This window comes from Verrucomicrobiia bacterium (genome assembly GCA_035765895.1).
Classification (GTDB): domain Bacteria; phylum Verrucomicrobiota; class Verrucomicrobiia; order Limisphaerales; family DSYF01; genus DSYF01.
Window position 1 is genome coordinate 1 of sequence record DASTWL010000034.1, and the last position, 16,010, is coordinate 16,010.

The 16,010-nt window shown below is 64.4% G+C and carries 13 protein-coding genes; 4 read left to right on the forward strand and 9 right to left on the reverse strand.

What is annotated here, in order from left to right; genetic code table 11:
* Positions 1-3,269 (reverse strand): immunoglobulin domain-containing protein (locus VFV96_07135; protein HEU5070169.1); only part of this gene is annotated, 3,269 nt, incomplete at its 3' end.
* 308 nt (positions 3,270-3,577) lie between these two features.
* Between VFV96_07135 and VFV96_07140 the strand changes: the two genes are divergently transcribed.
* Positions 3,578-3,805 carry a hypothetical protein gene (locus VFV96_07140; GenBank protein HEU5070170.1) on the forward strand — a complete coding sequence of 76 codons (228 nt, stop codon included), beginning with the start codon at positions 3,578-3,580 and terminating at the stop codon, positions 3,803-3,805.
* A gap of 86 nt (positions 3,806-3,891) precedes the next feature.
* Here the strand turns inward: VFV96_07140 and VFV96_07145 are convergent, their stop codons facing one another.
* Both VFV96_07145 and VFV96_07150 read right to left on the reverse strand, forming a co-directional pair.
* Complete coding sequence (locus VFV96_07145; protein ID HEU5070171.1) at positions 3,892-4,917, reverse strand: aldo/keto reductase; 1,026 nt, start codon at positions 4,915-4,917, stop codon at positions 3,892-3,894.
* An 82-nt stretch (positions 4,918-4,999) separates the two neighbouring features.
* Positions 5,000-6,031 (reverse strand): TIM barrel protein, encoded by a 1,032-nt coding sequence (locus VFV96_07150; GenBank protein ID HEU5070172.1) that lies wholly within the window; start codon positions 6,029-6,031, stop codon positions 5,000-5,002.
* A 211-nt stretch (positions 6,032-6,242) separates the two neighbouring features.
* On the opposite strand from VFV96_07150, the gene VFV96_07155 reads away from it, so the two are divergent.
* Positions 6,243-7,052 carry a TatD family hydrolase gene (locus tag VFV96_07155; protein HEU5070173.1) on the forward strand — a complete coding sequence of 270 codons (810 nt, stop codon included), beginning with the start codon at positions 6,243-6,245 and terminating at the stop codon, positions 7,050-7,052.
* A gap of 18 nt (positions 7,053-7,070) precedes the next feature.
* Here VFV96_07155 and VFV96_07160 read toward each other — a convergent pair whose 3' ends face one another.
* Positions 7,071-9,914 (reverse strand): FAD-linked oxidase C-terminal domain-containing protein, encoded by a 2,844-nt coding sequence (locus VFV96_07160; GenBank protein HEU5070174.1) that lies wholly within the window; start codon positions 9,912-9,914, stop codon positions 7,071-7,073.
* Positions 9,915-9,982: 68 nt separating this feature from the next.
* Here VFV96_07160 and VFV96_07165 point away from each other — a divergent pair, with 68 nt between their 5' ends.
* Positions 9,983-11,068 carry a tRNA-dihydrouridine synthase family protein gene (locus VFV96_07165; protein HEU5070175.1) on the forward strand — a complete coding sequence of 362 codons (1,086 nt, stop codon included), beginning with the start codon at positions 9,983-9,985 and terminating at the stop codon, positions 11,066-11,068.
* Between the two features lie 43 nt (positions 11,069-11,111).
* Here the strand turns inward: VFV96_07165 and VFV96_07170 are convergent, their stop codons facing one another.
* Together VFV96_07170 and VFV96_07175 are read right to left on the reverse strand one after the other, a co-directional pair.
* On the reverse strand, positions 11,112-11,540 hold the full coding sequence (locus tag VFV96_07170; GenBank protein ID HEU5070176.1) for a YraN family protein: 429 nt from the start codon (positions 11,538-11,540) through the stop codon (positions 11,112-11,114).
* A gap of 7 nt (positions 11,541-11,547) precedes the next feature.
* On the reverse strand, positions 11,548-12,201 hold the full coding sequence (locus VFV96_07175) for a ribonuclease HII (protein HEU5070177.1): 654 nt from the start codon (positions 12,199-12,201) through the stop codon (positions 11,548-11,550).
* Positions 12,202-12,313: 112 nt separating this feature from the next.
* Here VFV96_07175 and VFV96_07180 point away from each other — a divergent pair, with 112 nt between their 5' ends.
* Entirely contained in the window at positions 12,314-13,309 is a 996-nt protein-coding gene (locus VFV96_07180; protein HEU5070178.1) for a serine/threonine-protein kinase, read from the forward strand.
* A 77-nt stretch (positions 13,310-13,386) separates the two neighbouring features.
* Here the strand turns inward: VFV96_07180 and ilvC are convergent, their stop codons facing one another.
* From ilvC to VFV96_07195, 3 genes are all read right to left on the reverse strand, one after another.
* The gene (gene ilvC, locus VFV96_07185; GenBank protein ID HEU5070179.1) at positions 13,387-14,412 is read right to left on the reverse strand and encodes a ketol-acid reductoisomerase; all 1,026 of its coding nucleotides are present in this window, start codon (positions 14,410-14,412) and stop codon (positions 13,387-13,389) included.
* Positions 14,413-14,507: 95 nt separating this feature from the next.
* Positions 14,508-14,981 (reverse strand): acetolactate synthase small subunit, encoded by a 474-nt coding sequence (gene ilvN, locus VFV96_07190; protein HEU5070180.1) that lies wholly within the window; start codon positions 14,979-14,981, stop codon positions 14,508-14,510.
* Between the two features lie 47 nt (positions 14,982-15,028).
* Positions 15,029-15,964: an MnmC family methyltransferase gene (locus VFV96_07195; GenBank protein HEU5070181.1), complete on the reverse strand. Its 936-nt coding sequence runs from the start codon at positions 15,962-15,964 to the stop codon at positions 15,029-15,031.
* Positions 15,965-16,010: the final 46 nt, after the last annotated feature.

The window sequence follows — 16,010 nt, forward strand, 5'->3', positions numbered from 1 at the left end:
TTGTTGAACCCGCCCGCGAACGCCCCCGGTCCGGTGCTGCTGGGGAGTTCACCCGCGATCAGATTGGGTGTTTCCAGCACCCACGTCGGCGTGTCCGTGTTCTGGTTCTCCGTGGATACGACGAGCGGCAGCGGGTTGGCCGTGGACGGCGAGCCGAACACGTTGATCTGGCTGAAACCGCAATATCCGTTCTCGATACCCGGTGGCGTGGTGAAATCCGCCCGGATCGCGTAAACGTTGCCCGCCAGCAATCCGTTCGTGCCCGTGATGGTCCCGCGAACGACGGACTTGGTGCTCACCGTGGGGTTGTTCGTCACCACCGCAATGGGGATGAATGTGGTGGGATTGGCCACTGTCGAGTAGGAGAGCGTCGCCCAGTCGGCGTCACGGCCGCCGTCGTTCCAGCCGCTGGCGATGACGAGGTTGGTGATGTCGTAACCATTCGCGCTGGCCGGCAGCACATAGGTCACGAATTGCCCCGCACTGGGTCCGCACGTGGCAAAGGCCGGATGCGGCCCGCCATCGATGATGGCCCCATAATCGCCGTCCGTCAGCACATACAATCCGCCCGCCAGGCCGTGGCTGTTGGGGTTCAAATCCGGATCGGTGAAATCACCGGTTCCGTAGCTGTCGGGATACGCGTTGGCAATCAGGCTGCCGGCAAAGGACGCGGTGTCCCACGTCGGACTGAAGGTGCCCGCATCCGACGTCTGATGCGCAAAGGCAACCATGGCATTGCCCACGGCGGCCGGCGCCGGATTGACGATCACCGGACATTCCCGCGTGGCCGTGCTTCCGGCCCCGTTCGAGGCCACCAGCCGATAGCCGCCGTTGGTGGCTGTATCGGCGGGTTGCAGATTGGTCAGCACCAGACTCGCGGAGTTGGCGCCGGGAATGTCAACGCCATCCTTCTGCCACTGATAACTGGTGGCGCCGCTGAATCCCGCCGTGAGGGTCAGCGAGCTGCCCACCACGTCGTCCGCCGTGAGCGGCGTAATACCCTGGGTTAGCACCGGCTTGGGCGCGGAGAGCGTTCCGCGGACAACGATTTCGGAATAGCCTTCGTAACCGTTCTCCGGCTGGGAACCCTGCAGGTTCCAATTGATCTGCACCGCATAGACGTTTTGCGCGAGCGCGCCCGTTTGCGGCACCAGCGAGGTGCGCGTGGCCGACTGGGTCGCCTTTGGATTGGCCGGGTTGTAGTCAAAGGTGCCGATGCTGATGAATGTGTCGGGCGCCGCCACCGTGGAATACAGCACTTGATACTTTTGTTCATCGCGCCCGGCATCACCCCAGCCGCCGTAAACCACGATGTTCGTCAGGTCATAACCATTCGGCGCCACCGTGGTGTCGAAGGTGTAGGTCATGGATAACCCGGCACCGCCCCCCGGCCCGCAGGTGACGAGGTAGGGGCTGCTGCCCACGCCGGGCCAGTAATTCAGATAACCGACCGCGCCATCGGCCAGAATGGTCGGGTCGCCATAAGCCTGGTCCAGACCGTAATTGCCCACGCCCGGAGTGGCCGTTCCCGGACCGCTGCCAATGGGAAAGCCATGCACCAGATCGTTGTTCGTGTTGATGGTCCAGGTGGGATAGAAGTTCGTGCTGCTGCCCGCCGCGCCCAGGCCGCATTGGCCGGCATACTTCAGGATGACGTTGTTGACCGCCGCCGGGATGTTGCTGACGACGAGTGTCGCCGCGGTGGCATACGAGGGCGCCGCCGCACCATTCGTGGCGTTGACCGCCTTCAACTGGTAGGCGCCGGAACTGGCCACCTGAACGTTGGTCAGGGTGAGCGTCGCGTTCGTGGCGCCGGCGAGATCATTGGTCACGCCGCCGCTGATGAACTGCCATTGCAGCGCCGCCGGCGGCGAATTGCTGAAGGCCGCCGTGAAAACCACGTCGTCGCCCGCCACCGTTTCCGCGTAGGCCGGCAGCGTGTCCTGCGTCAGGTAAGGCGACGGCGGCGGCGGCGGCGCCACGGTGTCCTGCCCTTGCACGATGATTTCGGAAAGGCCCACGTAGCCGTTGTCAAAACCGCCGGCGCCCGGCACCCCGCCAAAATCAAACTTCAAGTTGGCCACGCCACTGGCCAGGGGACTGCCATCACTCATCGCCAGCGCCACCCGGTTCGCGGAGGCGCCGGTCACACCTGGAGGATTGTAAAAGACCGTCGCGATCGGGAGGTAGGTCGTGGGCGCGGCGATGGTGGAGTAGGAAAGCGCGTAATACTGACCATCGCGATCCGCATTGCCCCAGCCGCTGTAAACCACGACGTTCGTCACATCCGAACCGTTCACCAGGTTGGTGAGGGAATAAATCAACGTGTTACCCCCGTTGCTGCCGCAGGTCGCAAAGCCGCTGACGTCGCCGGAATTTCCCACCAGGCCGTCCGTCAACACGGGCGTGCCGCCCGAACTTTCCTGGGTGAAATTGCCCGTCAGAGTGCCCGGCATCAGTCCCGCGATTAGGTTCGGCGATTCCGGAGTCCAGGTCGGCGTAAACGGACTGCCGCCGGACTCGTTGGAAGTCGTGACGGAAACGACCGGCGAAACCACGCTCGTGGCCGTCGTCCCTTCCACCGTAATGGCGCCGTAACCGGCCCAGCCATTCTCCACTTGCGGCGTGGAAAAAACGAACGCCACCGCGGCGACATTTGCAGCGATCACCCCGCCCGCCGAATCGTCGATGACCACCCGGTTGGCCGACGCGGTGCTGGCCGGCACCGTGGGATTATAGCTGACCGAGGTTAAATACTGAAAATCACCCGGATCGGCTGCCGTGGAATACAGCACCGTGTAAGCCTGCGCATCGCGCCCCCGGTCGGCCCAGCCGCTGTAAACCGTGATGTTCGTCAGGTTGTATCCGTTGGCGGAAAGCGGCAGCGTGTAAACGATCAGCGACCCCGCGCCGGCACCGTTGCCACAGCTCACGTAGTTCGAGCTCGTGGTCGTGTTGCCCACCGGGTCCGGACCGGTGTTGCCGGGGTAGGTCGTGATCGCCAGACTGCCACCTGAAGTCAGGCTGTTGACGTTGCGGTTGGTGTCATCCAACGCAAAATTGCCCGCCGTGGTGTCCGGCGCCAGACCGGCGATCAAGCTGCCCGGCGACGGCGTCCAAGTGGGCGTGAAGGGATAGGTGTTGGCCGTGCCAACCTGATTGGAGGTGGTGATGCTCAGGGCCGCCGCCGCAGACCCGGCAAACGCCAGCAAGGCCAGGCCCGCCAGAAAGGCTGACAGGCCCCGCGGAGATGGTTGGGAGTTGTTCATAGCTGTTGGGAGGTTTGTTGCCGGAGGGAACAGGTGGCCATCGGGCGGCTCAGGGTGGTTGTGCTCATGATTGTTGTCGTTCAACCCGCCAACGCCGGCGGCACCGCGCCAAACGCGCCGCGCCGTCACGACCTCGGGAATTGATGACCGCCATTCTAGGCGGCTGCCGCCCACCGCCTATCCCCAAACCCGGTTAGCCGCAAATCACCGAAACAGGGGAGGGTTTCGCCGGACCCGCACGCTGTGCACTGCCGCCGGCATCGGGGAATCCTTGGCAAGCCCCGTCGAATCGGTCATAGTCGCGCCGTATGAGCAAAGACCTCAGTTCGCTTTCCATCCAACAATTGAAGCGGGCCGTGATTCTCAAGGAGAAGATCGCGCGCCTGAACAAGGAACTGGCCGCACTGGTGGGTGACACCGAAGTGGCGGCCGGCAAGCCTGCCAAGAAGCGCAAGATGACCGCCGCCGGCCGCGCCGCCATCAGCCGGGCCGCCAAGGCCCGCTGGGCGAAGTGGAAGGCCACCAAGAAGGGTTGAACCGGCCGCCGGCACGGAGCCGGGCCGGCAGGAATTCAACAACAGTTTAGCGAGCGCGGGACAGGCGCATCACCTGCCCCGCTTTTTCACGCCCGCCGCCAGGCGTCACCATCGCAGTAGCCCGGCGCCCGGTAACTGCAATACCGCGACGCATCGAAGCCCGCGCATTGGGCCGTCAATTTTGCCTGCTCCGCGGGCGGCATCGGTTTGAAGGCGCGGGCAATCTTCAGATTGTCGCGCAGGTTTTCCAGCGAGTTCATCCCCACGACCTGCACCGTAATTGGCTGGCTGAGTGAAAAACGGATGGCCTGTTCCGCCGTCAGTTTGCCGTCCTTCACCACGCGGGCGTTGCCGCCGAGGCTCTTGATTGCGACCGCGCCCATCCCCCGCCGCACCACGTCCGGCAGCACGCGCGTGCGAAATCCCGCCCGGTTCGCCTCAAACGCGTTGACCGGCATGAGGACCGCGTCGAACGGGTAATCGTGCTTCAACATTGCCAGGTGCACGTCCGGCGATTGATGACCGGTAAAGCCAACGTAACGGACCTTGCCCTGTTGGCGCGCCTCCTCCAGCGCCGCGATGGAACCGCCCGGCGCAAACGCCGCGTCCACCTGCTCCTGGTTGTCCAACTGGTGAATCATCCACAGGTCGAGGTGATCGGTCTGGAGGCGTCGGAGCGACTCTTCGAGCATGCGCAGGCCGACCTGCTTGTCCTTGCCGTGGGTGCACATCTTGGTCATGAGGAAAACCTTGTCACGCCAGCCGCCCGCCAGCGCCTTGCCCATCACTTCCTCCGAACGGCCGTTGTGGTATTCCCACGCGTTGTCCATGAAGTTGATGCCCTCATCGATCGCCTCGTGCACGATGCGGATAGAAGTGGCCTCGTCCGGTGCCGTGGCCAGCGTATGCCCGCCCACCCCGATGAGGGACACCATTTCGTCGGTCTTGCCGAGCTTGCGGCGCGGCACGCCGGCGCTGTGCGGCACCGTGATCGGCGCATTCGTTTCGGCCGCCAACAGCGGATGCGTCAGCGCCAGCCCGGCCGCCGCGGCGCCCACGCCTTTGAGAAAGGAACGGCGGGGAATGGAAGAAGGTGAATTCTGGGAGTTCATGGTGCCAATATGGCAATGGCGTTCAACCGAGGCGAACCATTCAATGTTGGTTCGCTCCCGGTCCACACCTCGACGCCGCAACTCACGCCCCCATCCCGTCCTCAAACGAGCCGGCGGCAACCGGGAAGCACAGGTGGTCGCGCACCCAGGCGATGCCGTTGGCACTGCACGCGTCGAGATCGCGGTAGGCGCTTTCGGCTTCCACCACAAGCGGCGCGGTTTTCTTGCCGGTGACAGCACAGTAACGCTGCGGGTAGCCGACGTTGACAAGCATTTCGGCATAACGCGTCAGGTTGAGTTCGCCGGTGGGCAGGTCCGTGAACTGCATGGCGCGGCCGGGCCAGTTCGGCTCCATCTTGCGCAGCGCCACGCCGGAACGAATCACGAAATTCTTCACATGCGCGGCATAGATGCGGTCGCCCACGGCACGGAACCGCGCTTCCCACGCTTCGCCTTCCCAGCAGTGGGACGGGTCGGCATTCACGGCCAGACACTTGTCGCCGTCGCACGCCGCCACCAGTGCGCGGAAGTCGCCGGCCGTCTGCGCCCCCGTGCCGGGATGGATTTCATGGCACAGGAAAATCCCCAGCTTGTTCGCGTGGGCGCGCAGTCGGGCGGTCTTTTTCACGAAACGCTCCGTGCCTTCCGCCACGAGGTCGTAATCCGCACCCTTCCAGAATCCCCACGGATAGCCGGTCGCGACTTCCCAGCCGAAGGCCACGCCCCAAAACATCGGCACGATGCGAACGCCAAGTTCCGCACACAAATCCAGCAGGCCGAGCAGGTAGTCCTCCGCCCATTGTTCGATCTGCGCGGGTGATTTTTTCGCCACATCGGCGGGAATGAACGGACGCACGGTCGGACTGCCCGTCCAGGCCGTCGTGTGCACCCAGAACGGGCAATGCGCGGAAACACCGTCGAGCTGGAGCTTCGCCTTCTGGAATGCGGCGCGAATTTCCCTGGCCGAATGAAAGCCCTTGCTGCCTTGCAACATGAAGTTCGACGGCTGGGCGCCCGCGGCGCCGGACTTTTTGGCGTAGGCAAGAAATTGCGACAGTGATTTGGCGCCGTGCTGCGCGCCCTCGATGCTCGGGTGATAAAGCGTGTTGGCCATGGTTTTAAAAATGTTTCCGGGTGAACGTCCGAAAAGGATTTAGTCGGCCCGGCGCGCCGAAGCAAACGGATTCTCTGCCCCCAAACGGGGAAAACCCGCGCCGGCTTCAAAGGCGCCGGCGCGAAGTGTCGGGCCTCAGCCTCCAGCTGGCCGCCGCTTTCCGGACTTGCCGAACCCGACCACCGCCCCGCATCGTGACCGCGCCCAAAGCATGGCCATTTTTTACGACACCCACGCGCACCTGGATTATCCGGATTTCGCCGGCGACTTCCCTCAACTGCTGGAACGCGCCCGGGCGGCCGGCATTACGCGGCTCATCTCCATCGGCACGGACCTCGACAGCTCGCGCCGCGCCATCGCGCTCGCCGAACAGCACGATGGCATTTACGCCGTCGTCGGCTGGCATCCGAATGACGCTGCTCAAGCGCCGGAGGATCTCCGCCCCGCTTTGCGCGAACTGGCACAACATCCCAAGGTGGTTGCCATCGGTGAAACCGGGCTCGATTACTTCCGGCTCCCGAGCACACAAGGCGGCACGCCCGCCGAAGACGAACCCATCAAACGGCGGCAGGCGGACGTTTTCCGCCAGCACCTTGAAGTCGCCGCCGAAACCGGCCTGAACTGCGTCATTCACCAGCGCGGCGATTGCTTCGCGGACACGCTGGCGCTCCTGGAACCATTCGCCGGCCGTGTGCGCGGGCAGTTTCATTGCTTCGCAGGCAGCGTGGCGGAGATGCAACGCGTCCTGGCGCTGGACTCGCTCGTCAGCTTCACCGGCATTGCCACCTTCAAGAACGGCCAGAACGTGCGGGACGTGATCGCCGCCACACCGCTGGGACGGTTCATGCTGGAAACCGATTGCCCGTTTCTCGCGCCCGTGCCGCACCGTGGCAAACGCTGCGAACCGGCCTTTGTGAAGGAGATCTCCGAAACCGTTGCGCAGGTGAAAGGCTGTCCGCTGGAGGAATTGAGCCGTGCCACCTGTGCAACCGCGCACGAGTTTTTCCCCAAGCTGAAGTAAACCGGCCGGACGCCGCCGCTACGCGGCCGGCAGGGCCAGCGATTCCGCCAGCAGTTCCGCCATGTGCCGCAACCGCACGTTGGCGAGGTGCGCAATCTGGTGCCGGCAGCTGGTGCCGGACGCGACCACGGTGGTGTTGAACGGCAGCGCCTTGATTTGCGCCATCAGGGGCTCGGCCACCTTGAGCGACAGTTCATACTTCGACGCCTGCATCCCGAAGCCGCCGGCCATGCCGCAGCAGCCCGTGTCGAGCATCGTCACCGTGCGGTTGGGCAGGCGCGCCGCCAGCCGGGCCATGTATGACGTGGCCGTGAGCGACTTCGCGTGGCAATGCGCGTGGATGACCACGTTGCCCGGCCGGTGGTCGAAACTCAGCGCCTGCGGTTCACGGTCGAGCAGATCGGCCAGGAATTGCTCGAACAAAACGCAGCGCGAAGCCACCCGCGCCGCGTGCGGAATTTTCAGCTCCGTGTAGTCCTCGGCAAACATGGACCAGCACGACGCCTCCAGGAAAATGACCGGCGCCTGATCCACCTGCGCCAGCAGCAGGTTGACGTTGTGTTCGCCGAGCCGGCGCGCCTCGTCGAGATTGCCCTGGCTGAAGGCCGGACGGCCGCAACATTGCCGTTCGCGCAGCAGCGTGACTTCAAAGCCAGCGGCTTCGAGCACCTGCACGGCCGCCACGCCGATGCCCGGATCGTAGTAACGCGCATAGGTGTCGTCCCACAAAACCACCCGGCCCCGCGGCGCCGATTTGGGCGTGACGGCGCGCCGCCAGAACCATTTGTCGAACCGGTGCTTCGTGTAGGCCGGCAGCTCGCGTTCGGGCGCCAGCCCCAGCAGGCGCGCGAAAACACCGCGGGTGAGCGAAGACTTCAAAAACCAGTTGGCGAGCCCCGGCGTGATGCAGCCGGCGCGGCCGAGAAAGTCCACGTGACTGAACAGTCGTTCGCGCAGGTTCAAACCATCGCGCTGGATGCGCGCGTGCTGCAGTTCCGCCTTGAGCAGCGGCAGATTCACGTTCGACGGACACTCGGTTGCGCACGCCTTGCACGAAAGACAGTTGCTCAGCGCAAAGTCCAGCTCCCCGGCGTGCAGCGCGTCGCCCGACGGCACCCCGCGCAGCTCCAACGCCGCCCGGATGAGGTTGGCCCGGCCGCGCGTGGACATGCCTTCGAGGCCCGTTGCGACGTAGGTGGGGCACATCGTGGGCGTCCACTTGAGGCAGCCCCCGCAGCCGTTGCATTGTTCGAGGTTGCGGAGGAACGTGCCGTCCTTGGCGGCAAACGCGAGCTCCGGCGTGAACGGAAGGGACAATTCATGCCGCCGCGCGAGCCGCAGTTGATCGTCAATTTCGTAGCGGCCGTCGGTGACGATTTTGCCCGGATTAAAGAGGTTGTATGGGTCGAAGGACTTTTTGATTTCCTTCATCACGCCGAACAGCGCCTCGCCGAGCTGGTCGCGCATGAACTCCGAATGCGCCAGGCCGACGCCGTGTTCCGCGCAGAGCGAACCCTTGAATTCCTTCACCAGCGCCGCCACCTCGCCGGCGAGCTGCCGGAACAGCTTCACGCCCGCCGGCGTGTGCAAATCCACCACCGGCCGCACATGCAACAGGCCAGAGGCCGCGTGGCCGTAAAACGAGGCGGTCAGGCCGTGCCGGTCGAGAATGCCGTGCAGCCCGGCGACGTAGGCCGGCAGCTTCTCCGGCAGCACCGCGGCGTCCTCGATGACCGTGGCGGGCTTGGCATCCCCGGCCATGCCGGTAAGCAGCGACAGGCCCGCCTTGCGAATGCTCCAGAACAACGCGGCCTGCGCCGGATCGCGCACCAGCAGACACCGCGACGTGAGCCGCTTCGCCTCCACTGCCGCCAGCTTGTCATCCAGGTCGTCGAAAAACTCAACCGCCAGAATGGCCTCGCAGGGCCGGGCATCGAGGTCCAGCAGATCGCGCGCGGCCTGGAATTTGATTTTGCCCCGCGTCTGGTCGAGCAGCGGACGGTCCACGTGTTCGATGGCCGCGGGCTGCAGATCCAGCAACGCCACCGTGGCCTGCATCGCGTCCGCCACGGAATCGAAGAACAGCAGCGCCAGCCCCTTCGCCTTGGGCAACGGCGAGAGCCGCAGTTCCGCGGAGGCAATCGCCGCCAGCGTGCCCTCGCTGCCGCACAGGACGTGGTTGATGTTGATCGGCCCCTTGAGACAGCGCTCCACGGCGTAGGCCGGCCAGCGCTTTTTCAATCCCGGCGGACGTCGCTCCGCAATCTCCAGGCTGTGCAGGAACATCAGGTTCTCGATCACCTCGCGCTGCTTGGCGAGCGTGTCGCGGCGCGGGCCGGTTTTGACCACGCTGCCGTCCGCAAGCACGACCTCGAGTTCGATGACGTGATCGGTGGTGGTGCCGTAATACGGCGTGTGGGCGCCGCTGGAATTGTTGGCAATCATGCCGCCGAGCGTGGCGCGCGAACTCGTGGCCACGTCGGGCCCGAAGCACAGGCCGTGCGGGCGCAGGTAATCGTTCAACTGATCGAGCACCACGCCGGCGCCCACGCGCACGGTGCGGCGTTCAGGATTGAATTCCCCGATGCCGCGATTATGCCGGGAGAAATCCACCACGACGCCGTCGCCGATCGCGCCGCCGATCAGCCCCGTGCCCGCACCACGCGGAATCACCGCCACGCCCGCGTCGGCCGCCGCGCGAATGATGGCGCTGGCCTCCTTGGCACCGCGCGGAAACGCCACGGCCACGGGCTCGATCTGGTAGTGCGACGCGTCGGTGGCGTAAAGCTGGCGCGTCAAATTGTCGAAGCGCACCTCGCAGATGGAGGCGGACAGAATCGAGGTTTGCTGGGCCGGCGTCATCGCCCGGCAAGCTAACGCGGCGCCCGGCGGGTTGACAACAGCAACCGCGGGCCGCCGCCGCAAATTGGGTGCATCCGCCTGCCGGTCCGGGCTATGCTCCGCCCGTGGATTTTCGCGCACAGTTCGATGCGATGCTGACCGGCTCCGCGCCCCTGCTGGCGCTGGCGCCGATGCAGGATGTCACGGACTGGGCGTTCTGGAAGCTGATGGCCGGCTACGGCGGCGCGGACGTCTATTTCACCGAGTATTTCCGCGTTCACGCCACTTCCAACCTCGAAAAGAGCATCCTCAAGTCCATTGTCGAAAATCCGACGGGCCGGCCGGTCGTCGCGCAGATGATTGGCAATGACATCCCGTCGCTGGTGCGCACTGCGCGCGAACTGCAACAACTGCCGGTGGCCGCCGTGGACCTGAACCTCGGCTGCCCGGCGCCCGTGGTTTACAAGAAGTGCGCGGGCGGCGGCCTGCTGCGTGAACCGGCGCGCGTGGATGCCATCCTCGGCGCGCTGCGCGACGCGGTGCGGATCCAGTTTACCGTCAAAACCCGGCTGGGCTTCGATTCGCCGGCGGTGTTTGACGAACTGCTGCCCATCTTTGCGAAGCATTCGCTGGATTTGCTGACCATCCACGCGCGCACGGTGGCCGAGATGTATTGGAGCGAAGTGCATTACGAGTTCATCGCGCAGGCGGTGCAGGCGCTGCGCTGTCCGGTGCTGGCGAACGGCAACATCTATTCCGCACGCAAGGCGGAGGCCGTGCTGGCCCAAACGGGCGCCCGCGGCCTGATGATTGGCCGCGGCGCGATCCGCAATCCATGGCTGTTCCAGCAAATCCGGGATCACCAGGCGGGCTGCCCGCCGTTCGTGCCGCGGGGACGTGATGTGCTGGGCTACATCCGCGCATTGTGGGAGCACTCAATCAGGCCCGAAACCCGCGAGGCCTCCCAGGTCATGCACATGAAGCGGTTCATGAACTTCCTCGGGCTGGGTGTGGACGCCGAAGGCCGGTTCCTGCACGCCATCCGCCGCGCCGCGACCAAGGCGGACTTCTTCGCGATTTGTGAATCCTTCCTCGATCACGACGAGCTGACGCCGCTCGAACCGTTCAAGCTCGCGCTGAAGGAGTCCGATCTGCTGGCGGGCGAGCATCATTGAAGGCGGTGCGCAGGCGCACGGACCACACGGCCCGCGTTGCTGTTCAGCCGTAGCGATAGGGCCGGCTCATCGTGAAGGTGTTCGGCAGATGCCGCACTTCGCGAACGGCGCCGTCGCGCAGCAGCACCTCGACAATGTCGAAGCGAATTTTAACCGGCGGGTTTTTGAGCAGCTTCAGGTAATCGAGCGCGGTTTGCGACAACAGCCGGCGCTTGCGGGCGTTCACCGCCGCGGCCGGCCGGGTCCAGTCCTCGGAAGAACGGGTCTTCACTTCGACAAACACCAGGTCATCGTCATCGCGAAAGACCAGGTCAATTTCGCCGCGCGCGGACCGGAAGTTCGCCGTGAGGAACTTCAGGCCAAGTCGTTGCAGGTGTTTCTTCGCGGCCGCCTCGCCGAGTTTGCCGCGGCGCAAATGCTCGGGTTCTGCCGCACGAAACCACCGGGTCTTGATGCGCTCCCACAACGTCATGGCGGATTCAAATGAGCTCGGGCTGCTCCAGCTTGAGCGGGGCAAAGCTGCGGCGGTGGATGGGACATGGTCCGTGCTGGCGGAGGGCGGCCAGATGTTGCGGCGTGCCATAACCCTTGTGCACCGCGAAACCATACTCCGGCCAGGCGCGGTCCCACTCGGCGGCCTGGCGGTCGCGCGTCACCTTCGCCAGCACGCTCGCCGCGGCGATGGAGTAACTGCGTGCATCGCCTTTGACAATGGCCGTCTGGGGAAAGCGCAGCGACTTCACCGGCTTGCCGTCCACCAGCGCGTGCTCGGGGGCGGGCGCAAGTTGGGCGAGCGCCTCGTTCATGGCGCGATGCGTGGCCTGCAGAATGTTGATGCGGTCCACCGTTGCCGCATCCACGGCGGCCACGGCGAACTGGATTTCCGGAAGCCGCGTCAGCACCGTGAAGAACGCCTCGCGCCGCGCCTCGGTCAGTTGCTTGGAGTCGTTCAGCCCGCGCAGCACCGGCGGCAATCCCGTTTCCAGCCACGCGGGCGGCAACACCACGGCGGCTGCCACCACCGGACCGGCCAGCGGTCCGCGACCCGCCTCGTCCACGCCGGCCACGCGCTGCAATCCCGCACGCCAGAGCGCGGTTTCAAATTCAAACTGGTCAAGGACGGGGGCAGGCATGACGCGCAACAGCTTTCCGACTGGCGCCGGTTTGCAAAGCAAATTCTGCGGTGCTTCAGCGCGCCTGTCTGTGCGCTTGTCGCCTGTAAGGACGCGGTTTAGATTGCGGTGCATGAGCACAGACAAACCCTTGCGGATGGTCACCTGCATGAGTTGCAACACCAAGGTGTTCATCCCCGGCGATCTCGCCCCGCTTTCTTCCGTGCCCTGCAGCAAGTGCGGTCACTCCATCATGATGCCCCTGCGGCTGCGCGGCCTCGAACTCCGCGCCAAAATCGCCTCCGGCGGCATGGGCACCGTGTATCGCGCCTTTGACACCGTGCTCGAACGCGAGGTGGCGGTGAAACTGATGAAGAAGGAACTCGAGGAGGATCCCAAGGGCCTGGAAAGTTTCTACCGCGAAGCGCGGGCGCAGGCGTCGCTGAACCACACGAACATCGTCCAGATTTACAGCTATGACGACTGGGAGGGCCTGCGTTACCTGGTCATGGAACTGGCCGACCGCGGCACGCTCGATTCGCGCATCGAAAAATACAAATCACTCCCCGAACTCGACGTGCTGGACATCGGCATCAAGATTGCCTCCGCGCTGGACCTGGTCCTGAAACACGACCTGATTCACTGCGACATCAAGCCGGGCAACATCCTGTTCAACGCCGACAACGAACCGAAGCTGGTGGACTTTGGTCTGGCGCGAAAGGCCGATTCCGATCCGGACGACGATTTGCGCGGCACGCCTTACTACGTCGCGCCCGAAAAGGTGAAGCGCGAAAAGGAGACGTTCCTCTCGGACATGTATAGCCTGGGCGGGACGCTTTACCACGCGTTGACGGGGCACACGCCGTTCGAGGCGCCGACCGTGGAGGAACTGGTGGGCGCCCACGTTCACACGCCGCTCACACCGGCCAACCAGGTGCTGCAGGACATCACCCAGGCCACCAGCGACATCCTGAGCCGCATGATGGCCAAGCACCCAGGCGACCGCTTTCTGAGCTACGACGAACTCCGGCTCGCGCTCGAATACGCGCGCAGCCAGTTGCTCATCCAGCAATCCCAGGCGCCCGAGGAAAACAAGCCAAAGGGCAAGACGAGCTGGTGGCGGCGGTAGCCCGCCGGCCATTTTTTGCAGCAACAAAAAAGCCGCCCTGCATCAGCAAGGCGGCTTTGAAGTTTTGGCGGCTGGCTTTAGTAAGCGGCCTGGGCGCCCTTGATGTTGGTCTTCTTCATCCAGGGCATCAGCGCGCGGAGCTTCGCGCCCGTCTTTTCGATCGGGTGGTTGGCGCCCTTCTTGAGCAGCGCGTTGTATTTCTTGTAGCCGCCCTTGTATTCCTTCACCCATTCGCGGGCGAACTTGCCGCTCTGGATGTCCTTCAACGCCGCCTTCATGCGCTTCTTCACCGACGCATCAATGATCTTCGGGCCGACGCTCACATCGCCCCACTTGGCGGTTTCGGAAATCGAGAAGCGCATGCCGCTGATGCCGGACTCGTTCATCAAGTCCACGATCAGCTTCAACTCGTGCAGGCATTCGAAGTAAGCCATCTCGGGCGAGTAACCTGCCTCGACCAGCGTCTCGAAGCCGGCCTGCACCAGCGCGCTGCAACCGCCGCACAGCACGGTCTGCTCGCCGAACAAATCGGTTTCGGTCTCTTCCTTGAAGTTCGTTTCGATCACGCCGGCGCGCGTGCCACCGATGCCCTTGGCCCAGGCGAGCGCGATCTTCTTCGCGTCCTTGCCGGGGTTTTGATACACGGCGATCAAGCTCGGCACGCCTTTGCCTTCGGTGTATTGACGGCGGACGATATGCCCCGGGCCTTTCGGCGCGACCATGATGACGTTCACGTTCTTGGGCGGCACGATAGTCTTGAAATGAATCGAGAAGCCGTGGCTGAACAGGAGCGTCTTGCCCTGGGTCAGATTCGGCGCGATGTCCTGCTCGTAGCACGCGGGCTGCTTGGTGTCGGGCAGCGCCACCATGATGACGTCCGCCCGGCGGACGGCCTCGGCGGTGGGCACGACTTCAAAGCCCTTCTCGCGGGCGACCGCGACGGACTTGCTGCCTTCGTAAAGGCCGATGATGACGTTCAACCCGCTCTCCTTGAGGTTCAGCGCGTGGGCGTGGCCCTGCGAACCGAAGCCGAGCACGGCGAGGGTTTTGTTTTTTAACACGCCGAGATCGGCGTCCTTGTCGGTGTAGACTTTAGCGGCCATGAGTAAACGGATTTACGATTGTTGAGATTTCAGGTTGACGGTTTGCCGCCGGCGTAATGTCGCCCGTGGACGGGCGGGCGCCGGCCGTTGCCGGCTCACTTGCGCGGCAGGGCGATCTTGCCCGTGCGGGTGAGTTCCAGGACGCCGAAGCCGTCCAGCAGCTCCAGCAGTTTTTCCACCTTGTCCTCGGCACCGGTGACTTCGACGGTCAGGCTCTTCGGCTGCACGTCCACAATTTTGGCGCGGAAGATGTCGGTGATCTGCATGACTTCGGCGCGCGTCTTGGAGTCCACCTTGACCTTCACCAGCACCAGCTCGCGGTCCACGTATTCGCCCTCGCGAAAATCCTGCACCTTGAGCACGTTCGGAAGCTTGTTCAACTGGCGGATGATTTGTTCCACCGTGGCATCATCGCCGCGCGTGACAATCGTCATGCGCGAGGTTTTGGGATCCTGGGTCGGGCCGACGTTGAGGGTGTCGATGTTGTAACCGCGGCCGCTGAACAAACCGGCCACGCGGGTGAGCACGCCAAATTTGTTCTCCACCAGGACTGAGATTGTGTGTCGCATAATCGCCCGAAAACGGGCCGGCACACTAGTTGGGAAGCACTGGCCGGTCAAACAGCATTTTTCCCAAAAACGGCTGTTTCCGGGGCCAATTGGGCCGCGAACTGGGGATGTTCCCGCAAGCGCGCCGCGGTGGTCGCGCCCAATTTCGCCCGGCGATAAACCGGCTCCACCAACGGCTCCGCACTGTCCGAACGCGCGGCCCGTTCCAGCCAGCGCCGGTCCAATGGCTCCGCCAGCAATTCCAGCCGGTTCGCGGCCACGGTCGTTTCCTCCTTCAAACCCGACGGATGCCCCACGCCAACATGGAAACCGCCGAGGAGCATCGCCGCCCGCGCCAGCGTGCTCCGGGTGAAGGTGGCGAGGGCACAGGGCCGTTGCGGATCCAGATGACGATGCAGGTTCATGAACAGGGGCACCGCCCACATCGCCGGATTTTTCTGCGGCGAATGCGGGTCGAACAAAATGGCGTGCGGCGGCACGAGCCCGGCCCGGCCACCGTCCGCCAGAAGCGCGGGAAAGTCGCCCAGCTCCAGCCGCCATTCCACGTCGAGTTCCGCGTGGCGAAACTGCGCCCGGCGGTTTGCCAGCAGCTCCGCCACCGGCGCCTCGAAGCCATCGAGGTAACCCAGTGCCGCGGCATGGTTCAGCGCAAAGGTCAACGCGCCGCATGTGTGATCGAAACTCACGAGCCGGAGGCGGCGGTGTTCCGAATCGCGGAGCGCCCCGGCACAGTGCCGCACGGCGGTCAACGCGTTCGCCGCCGCGCCCAGGCCAACATCCCAAAGCACGAACTCGCCGGCTGTTTCGCGCACGCGCCCGGGCAAATTCAGCTGCCGGACGTAGAGCGCCTCCGCCTCCGCCACCGGCCCGATGCCCGGATGAAACGTCTCCGCATCGGCCACGGACCGCACGCTGACGGTGCCGTTGCGCAGGCGGACAAGTTGATACACGTCGGGGGCAACCACGCGGAGGATGTGAAACAAAAGGCCCGTTGAAGGCGAGGCGAATTGCGCCGCCATTCAACGGGCC

What these genes read in the sequence shown, in the direction of transcription:
- ilvN (HEU5070180.1), bottom strand. Translation starts at nt 14,981, where the DNA reads ATGCGACACACAATCTCAGTCCTGGTGGAGAACAAATTTGGCGTGCTC.
- VFV96_07140 (HEU5070170.1), top strand. Translation starts at nt 3,578, where the DNA reads ATGAGCAAAGACCTCAGTTCGCTTTCCATCCAACAATTGAAGCGGGCC.
- ilvC (HEU5070179.1), bottom strand. Translation starts at nt 14,412, where the DNA reads ATGGCCGCTAAAGTCTACACCGACAAGGACGCCGATCTCGGCGTGTTA.
- VFV96_07175 (HEU5070177.1), bottom strand. Translation starts at nt 12,201, where the DNA reads ATGCCTGCCCCCGTCCTTGACCAGTTTGAATTTGAAACCGCGCTCTGG.
- VFV96_07180 (HEU5070178.1), top strand. Translation starts at nt 12,314, where the DNA reads ATGAGCACAGACAAACCCTTGCGGATGGTCACCTGCATGAGTTGCAAC.
- VFV96_07155 (HEU5070173.1), top strand. Translation starts at nt 6,243, where the DNA reads ATGGCCATTTTTTACGACACCCACGCGCACCTGGATTATCCGGATTTC.
- VFV96_07150 (HEU5070172.1), bottom strand. Translation starts at nt 6,031, where the DNA reads ATGGCCAACACGCTTTATCACCCGAGCATCGAGGGCGCGCAGCACGGC.
- VFV96_07160 (HEU5070174.1), bottom strand. Translation starts at nt 9,914, where the DNA reads ATGACGCCGGCCCAGCAAACCTCGATTCTGTCCGCCTCCATCTGCGAG.
- VFV96_07170 (HEU5070176.1), bottom strand. Translation starts at nt 11,540, where the DNA reads ATGACGTTGTGGGAGCGCATCAAGACCCGGTGGTTTCGTGCGGCAGAA.
- VFV96_07145 (HEU5070171.1), bottom strand. Translation starts at nt 4,917, where the DNA reads ATGAACTCCCAGAATTCACCTTCTTCCATTCCCCGCCGTTCCTTTCTC.